This is a genomic window from Streptomyces sp. NPDC050549 (assembly GCF_040655035.1).
Lineage (GTDB): Bacteria > Actinomycetota > Actinomycetes > Streptomycetales > Streptomycetaceae > Streptomyces.
The window spans coordinates 1-6,205 of the sequence record NZ_JBFAJD010000098.1 but is presented as its reverse complement, the minus strand read 5'-3'; the positions used below and the strand labels follow the sequence as shown (position 1 = coordinate 6,205).

The following is a 6,205-nucleotide window of genomic DNA, read 5'->3' as shown; positions in this document are numbered from 1 at the left end:
GTCCTACATCCAGGGCCAACAACCACCCCACCCATCACGGACCGTGACAGTCAGTCAGTGCACACCAGAAGCGCACCGCTCAAGTTCGAAGACCCCCTTTACCGCTTGGACCGCAAGGAACTCGGACAGGGCCTGTCCGGTGACGCATTCCTCTACACACGCTGCGCAGTCGTCGCCGCCGGCCGTGAAGCATTCGAAGGCGTACTCCAGGATCCGAGGGCCTTCGCACCGTTCGCCACCGACCTCATCTGGGCCGAGAGCCTGCTCTACACGCCAGACCACGCCTACGAACGCATCACCGGCGAGGAATGGGACCGCCGCACTCGGTACTCCTACGAGTCGTACTCGAACACCGGCGGGTGGGCAGTCTGAACACCGTCGACGCCCATTGGACAGAGCCCGACCCCGGTGATCGTCCTCACGGAATGTGTGCCTGATCCCAGTTGCAGCACCGTGTTTCCGGCGGCACCGGTGACCGCGGCGAGGTCGCCGTCGATGCCCTGGACGTTGCGCGTGATGGTGGAGGCCGTCTCCTGGATCCAGTCGGGGCTGTCAGTGTCGGAACCGTAGTGATTGGTCTTGGACCCGGTCTGGGTCCAGGTGCCGGTGCTGTCGGATTCGGTGGTCCAGGCGGCGAGGCGGCCGGCCGCGTCCAGGCTCCAGGTCTGCCGGCTGGTGCCGGAGGTCTGCTGCCGGACGAGGTCGTTGGCGTAGTAGCCGACGGTGGCCCCGGAGGCCTGGGTGGACGTACGCCCGAAGGCGTCGTAGATCGTGCCCGTGGTCTCCAGACGGTCCCCGCTGTCGTAGGAGTACGACGTCGTCGTCGCGCCTGTCGACGTGCAGGCCGCACCCACATCCGCAGTCTCGGTGGCCAGGGAGGTGCGGTTGCTGTTGTCGTCGAAGGTGTAGTCGCGGCGGGTGCAGGCGCCATTCGGGTCGGTGTCGTCCGCCGTGGTGAGGCGGTCGGCCGCGTCGTATGTGTAGGCGAGACTTCGGCTTTCGCCCGCCGTGACCGTGCCGTTCACGACCCGCCCCTCGGCGGACCGGTCGACATTGTCGGAGGCCACGACGGTACCGTCGCCGTCCTTCGTGTAGACCCGGGAGGTTTCCGCACCCGTCTCGTCCTGGCCGACGGTCAGGGTGTAGCCGCCGGGCAGGGACTCGGTGGTGAGGTCGCGGTCCGCGTCGTAGGTGGCGGAGAAGGTGCCAGCGACGGAGTCGGTACGGGACGCCTCCAGGTCTCGCGGGTCCTTGGTGGTGTCGTAGGTGTAGGTGGTGGTGGATGGCGCCGAGTCGGTGGTCGGGGCCTTGGCCCAAGGCCGGGTAGTTAACGTTTTCGCAGGTCACGCAAGGGAGTTGAAGGATTCCCGACGCAGAGCAACGGAGCTCGTTGGTACAGGCAGTCGACCAAGACAGCTTGTCCCGAAGGAGCTCCGTTGCCCCGTCATTGTGTCCTGCCGTCTGCGCTGACGGCCATCACCCGTACGGTCACCGTGGCCGGGGGCCGGTTCGCTCCCGGGCATCTGGGAGAGCTGACGGCGATCGTGCCGTTCGAGCTCGTTGACGCGGTCTTGTCGGAGACGAGGACCGTGCAGCGGCGGCTGCGTGATCTGCCCTCGCGGGTGGGGGTCTACTTCCTGCTCGTGATGTGCTTGTTCCCCGAGGTCGGCTATCGGCTCGTCTGGGACAAGCTGACGGCTGGTCTGTCCGGGGTACCGGTGGTCTGCCCGTCGGCGAAGGCGTTGCGTGACCTGCGCCGGAGACTCGGCAGCGCGCCGGTTCGGGCGCTGTTCGACGTACTGGCCGGGCCGTTGGCCCGGCCGACGACGCCGGGAGTGCGGTTCGGGCCCTACCGGACGGTGTCCTTCGACGGCTGCAGTTCGCAGAGGGGCTCCGACTCCGATCGGAACCGGGCCTGGCTGGGGAGAACGTCTCATCACGGCTATCCGACGCTGGAGTTGATGACGTTGGTCGAGACCGGCACCCGGGGGCTGCTCGGTGCGGTGTTCGGCCCGACGGCCGAGGGCGAGACGAGCTACGCGGGCCGCCTGCTGCACCTTTTGAGGCCGGACATGCTGGTGCTCTGGGACAAGGGATTCGACGGCAACGCCTTCCTCTCCGCCGTCACCAGCACCGGCGCCCAGTTCCTTGGACGGCTGCGCAGCAACCGGCGCACACCGGTTCTCACTCGACTCGTCGACGGCTCCTGTCTGTCAGTCATCGGCACCGTGCGGGTGCGGGTCATCGATGCGCAGATCACCGTGACCTGCACCGACGACTCTGTCTTCACCGGCTCTTACCGGCTGGCCACGACCCTGACCGATGCCCGCCGCTTCCCGGCGGCCGTGTTGGTGGATCTCTACCATCAGCGGTGGGAGCACGAATCAGCGTATTACGCGCTCCGCCACACGATCATGAACGGGCGCCTGTTGCGCTCGGGCGACCCCATCGGCATCGAGCAGGAGATGTGGTCGCTCCTCACGCTCTACCAGGCACTGCGGACCGTCATGGTCGACGCCGCCGAGTCCGTCCCTGGCACCGACCCCGACCGCTGCGGCTTCACCATCGCTGTCCAGGCCGCCCGTGACCAGGTCATCCAGGCCGCCGACGTCGTCACCACGACCGTCGAACCGGTCGGTCTCACCGGACGCCGGATCCTGTCCGGCCTGCTCCCGCCCCGGCGACAGCGGGTGAGTACCCGCAAGGTCAAAACACCGACCTCCCGCTACAACGGGCGATGCAACAGCGACGGCCGGCCCGATGCCAGCCGCACCGTCACCGACCTCGACGTCACCATCCTCGAACCCTCCGATCCGCTGCCCTCGCTGCCGACCGCCTCCAGGGATGATCGGCACACCGCCCCCGGCAAGCGCCGCCGACACCGAATCCTGGCCCTGCTCCAGGAAGACCCCACCCGCCTCTGGCAACCCCGCGACATCGCGACTCACTTCGGCGACGTCACCTTGGAAACCATGTATAGACAACTGAACCGCTGGGCCGCCAGCGGACTCATCCACAAGCTCGGCCCCGGCCTCTACGCCGCCACCGTGTGGTCACCAACTCCCCTTGCGTGACCTGCGAAAACGTTAACTACCCGGCCTTGGGTCAAGGCCCGTTCGCGTAGTCGCCCATCGCGACGTCGTCACACAGGGTCTCCCATAGCCCGTTGTGTGCGAGCGCGGTGTCATCGAGGGTGGCGAGGAGCTCGCGAAGGTCGTCCGTCCGCCGCCTCGTCGAATCTGTCTTCCTCGTCTTCTTCGTAGAACGGGAAGCGGGCGATGGTGGCAGCGACGCACCGGTGGAAGGCTCCGAGATCCTTGTTCACGCGATTGGTGGCCGAAGGCTCGGTTGTGGGGATGTGCACGATGCGGCGCGAAGCCACATCGATGGCGATGAGTCCAAACAGACCGCTGGTACCGAAGGCGACCAATCCGCTGTCGTCAATTCCGCCGAGGACTGCCGCCTCGGTCAGCGGTTGGTACTCGTAGCCGATCAGTCCTGCTGGTACGCCGATCTGCCGCAGATCGGCGGCGATCTCAGTGGGCACCTCTGGTGAGCAGCCGATACGGACCACGACGTACTGGGGCAACGGCAACGGCAGCAGGTCTCGAATCACGCGGACATCATCCTCGTACTCCCGCATCACGGGAAAGCCACGAACTGGGCCCCACCACCGCGCGGCAGACACCGACATCACGGATTCAAGTTCAGTACCGCGACTCCGTGAGCTGCCCGGTGCTGTTGTCCTGCGAGCGGTGGAGGTAGGTGTATGAGCCGCCGTGGGCCATCAGCTCGTGGTGGGTACCGGCTTCGACGAGGTTACCGTGGTCCAGTACGAGGATACGGTCAGCGTCTCGGGCGAGGTTCAGATCGTGAGTGATCATGATGGTGGTACGCCCCCGCATCAGGCGCCGCAGCGGTTCGACGACCCGGCGCGCGGTCGGCGCGTCCAGGCCGGTGGTGGGCTCGTCGAGGACGAGTACCGGCGCGTCGCGGAGCATCGCGCGGGCGATGGCGATGCGTTGGAGCTGGCCGCCGGAGAGTTCCGCGGTGTGCGGGTCGATCGGCGTGTCGTAGCCGTCGGGGAGGGCGGCGATGAACTCATGCGCGTCGGCGTCGCGGGCGGCCTGGACGACGTCGGTGTCGGAGGCGCCCGGCCGGCCGCAGGCGATGTTCTCGTGGATGGAGTCGTGCAGGATGAGCGTCTCCTGAGGCAGCAGGGCGACGTTCTCCCGCAGGAACTCCACCGGCAGCCGGTCCAGGGGGACCCCGTCCAGCCGGACCAGCCCGGCAGCCGGGTCGTAGAAGCGCAGCAGCAGCTTGGAGACGGTGGACTTGCCGGCCCCGCTCGCGCCGGTGACCAGGACCAGTTCACCGGGACGGGCCGTGAACGACACCGCGCTGAGGGAGTCCTTGGCAGCTCCGGGGTAGCGGAAGCCGACCTGGTGGAACTCGATCTCGCCGCGTACCCGGCGCAGCTCGACCGCGCTGCCGGGTGCCGGGTCGGTGACGGCGGCCCGGGCGTCGAGGATCTCCAGCAGCCGCTCGGCGCCGGCGGTGGCGGCGGTCAGGGTAAGGCCGAGCTGGCCGAGGGAGCGGATCGGCGGGTACAGGTAGCCCAGGAAAGCGGCGAAGGCCAGCAGTTGACCGATGGTCATCCGGCCCTTGGAGATCTCCCAGGCGCCGAGCCCGATCACGATGAGCACGCAGAGCGTCTCGACGACCTCGACGAGCTGTTCGTAGAGCTCGCTGAGGCGGGCGCCGGTCACCGAGGCGCGCATCCAGGCGCGGGCCTCGCGGCGCAGCCGCTTCTCCTCGGCCCGACCTCGGTTGTAGGCCTGGGTCAGGAGGATGTGGCCGAGTGACTCCTCGACCACCGAGGTGATCGCACCGTCGGCGACCCGCTCCTGCCGGGCGACGATCTTGATGCGACCGGAGAACCGCTTGGCGGCCAGCCAGAACAGCGGGGCCAGCGTGAAGGTGGCCAGCGCGAGATCCCAGCGCAGATAGAGCGCGGCGGCGGAGAAGAGCACTGTGCTGAAGACGGCTGAGACGGTACCGACCGCACCGGAGACCACCATCTGCTCGATCGACTCGACGTCCCCGGTGAGACGCTCGACCAGATCGCCGGTGCGGTGACGGCTGAAGAAGTCGGGCGGGAGGGTCTGAACGTGGGCGAAGACCTTCTCCCGCAGCCGCATCACAAAGCGTTCGGCGGTCCAGACCGCGAGCGAGTTGCCGATGTAACCGACGAACGCGCCGAGCAGCGCCGCGGCGAACCACATGCTGGCTGGGGCCCAGAACGCGGAGAGCGAACCGGCCTGGAGCGCGTTGTCGGTCAGTTCGCTGAACAGCAGGATCGACGCTGTCTCGGCGAGGGCTGCAAGCACCACACAGACGCAGATCAGCACCAGCCAGGAGCGGTCCCCCTTGGTCAGCGGCCAGAAACGGCTGACCGCCTGGCGGACCGGGACGCCGGCGTGGACCGCCGGCTCCGCCCGGGTCTGTTCCTGATCCGGAACGGTCTCGTAGGCGCTGCCGTGGCCGACCCCGTCGTGCTCGGTCCCGTCGCGGTCGGCCCCACCGTGGTCGGCGCTGTCCATGACGGGGCGCCGGTGACGGCCGTGTACACGGTTGCGCGGGGAGCCGCCGCGCCGGCCGGTCGACCGGGCGGGCTCCGGTTCGACCACGCGGAACTGCATGGTCGGCTGGTCTCCAAGCATGGTCAACGTTCTTCCCTCATTCCATTTCGCTGCCTGCGGAATCCGCGCAACCACCAAGGGCGGGCCCCGGCGCAATGCCGAAGGCCCGCCCTCCGGTGTCAATTCATCAGCCGCCGATGGGGCGACGGTGAGCGGCCTGCAGCATGCGGGCCCGGGCGGCCGCCCGCTGCTTACGCTCCAGGACGGCGTTCCGCCGCGCCTGCGCCGCGCGCCTGGCAGCCGCCGCGGGGGTGATGATCTTGCTGATAGCCATGGAAATTCTCCTCATTCTTTTCTTTTTCTCGAACTGAACACGGTGTTTCTTTTTTTGCCTCGGCCATTCGGCTTTGACAAACTTGGGGGGGTGCCGGTCTAGGAAGGTGCCCGGAGCGCGTCCACCGGTTCCATCCGGGCGGCGCGCAGCGACGGGTAGAGACCGGCGAGCAGGCCGACGAGAGCTCCGGCGAGCGGGGCGCCGAGGGCGAGGTTCATGTCCAGGACCG

7 protein-coding genes are annotated in these 6,205 nt (G+C 67.9%); 2 read left to right on the top strand and 5 right to left on the bottom strand.

All coding sequences use genetic code 11. The features are described 5' to 3' along the window. Positions 1–57: 57 nt before the first annotated feature. A complete protein-coding gene (locus AB0I51_RS48110) occupies positions 58–372 on the top strand; it encodes a DUF4240 domain-containing protein (RefSeq protein WP_362985827.1) in 315 nt (104 codons plus the stop codon). Here AB0I51_RS48110 and AB0I51_RS48105 read toward each other — a convergent pair. Beyond that, positions 333–1,067 carry a hypothetical protein gene (locus AB0I51_RS48105; protein WP_362985826.1) on the bottom strand — a complete coding sequence of 245 codons (735 nt, stop codon included), beginning with the start codon at positions 1,065–1,067 and terminating at the stop codon, positions 333–335. The genes AB0I51_RS48110 and AB0I51_RS48105 overlap by 40 nt on opposite strands. Before the next feature lie 369 nt (positions 1,068–1,436). Here AB0I51_RS48105 and AB0I51_RS48100 point away from each other — a divergent pair, with 369 nt between their 5' ends. Next, entirely contained in the window at positions 1,437–3,074 is a 1,638-nt protein-coding gene (locus AB0I51_RS48100) for a transposase domain-containing protein (protein WP_362985824.1), read from the top strand. 110 nt (positions 3,075–3,184) lie between these two features. On the opposite strand, the gene AB0I51_RS48095 is transcribed toward AB0I51_RS48100, so the two are convergent. From AB0I51_RS48095 to AB0I51_RS48080, 4 genes are all read right to left on the bottom strand, one after another. Further along, on the bottom strand, positions 3,185–3,643 hold the full coding sequence (locus AB0I51_RS48095; protein ID WP_362985822.1) for a hypothetical protein: 459 nt from the start codon (positions 3,641–3,643) through the stop codon (positions 3,185–3,187). Between the two features lie 64 nt (positions 3,644–3,707). After that, positions 3,708–5,723 (bottom strand): ABC transporter ATP-binding protein, encoded by a 2,016-nt coding sequence (locus tag AB0I51_RS48090; RefSeq protein ID WP_362985830.1) that lies wholly within the window; start codon positions 5,721–5,723, stop codon positions 3,708–3,710. 106 nt (positions 5,724–5,829) lie between these two features. After that, complete coding sequence (locus tag AB0I51_RS48085) at positions 5,830–5,976, bottom strand: hypothetical protein (protein WP_329249212.1); 147 nt, start codon at positions 5,974–5,976, stop codon at positions 5,830–5,832. 98 nt (positions 5,977–6,074) lie between these two features. Next, on the bottom strand, positions 6,075–6,205 hold a 131-nt coding region (locus tag AB0I51_RS48080; RefSeq protein WP_362985828.1), incomplete at its 5' end, for an ABC transporter permease.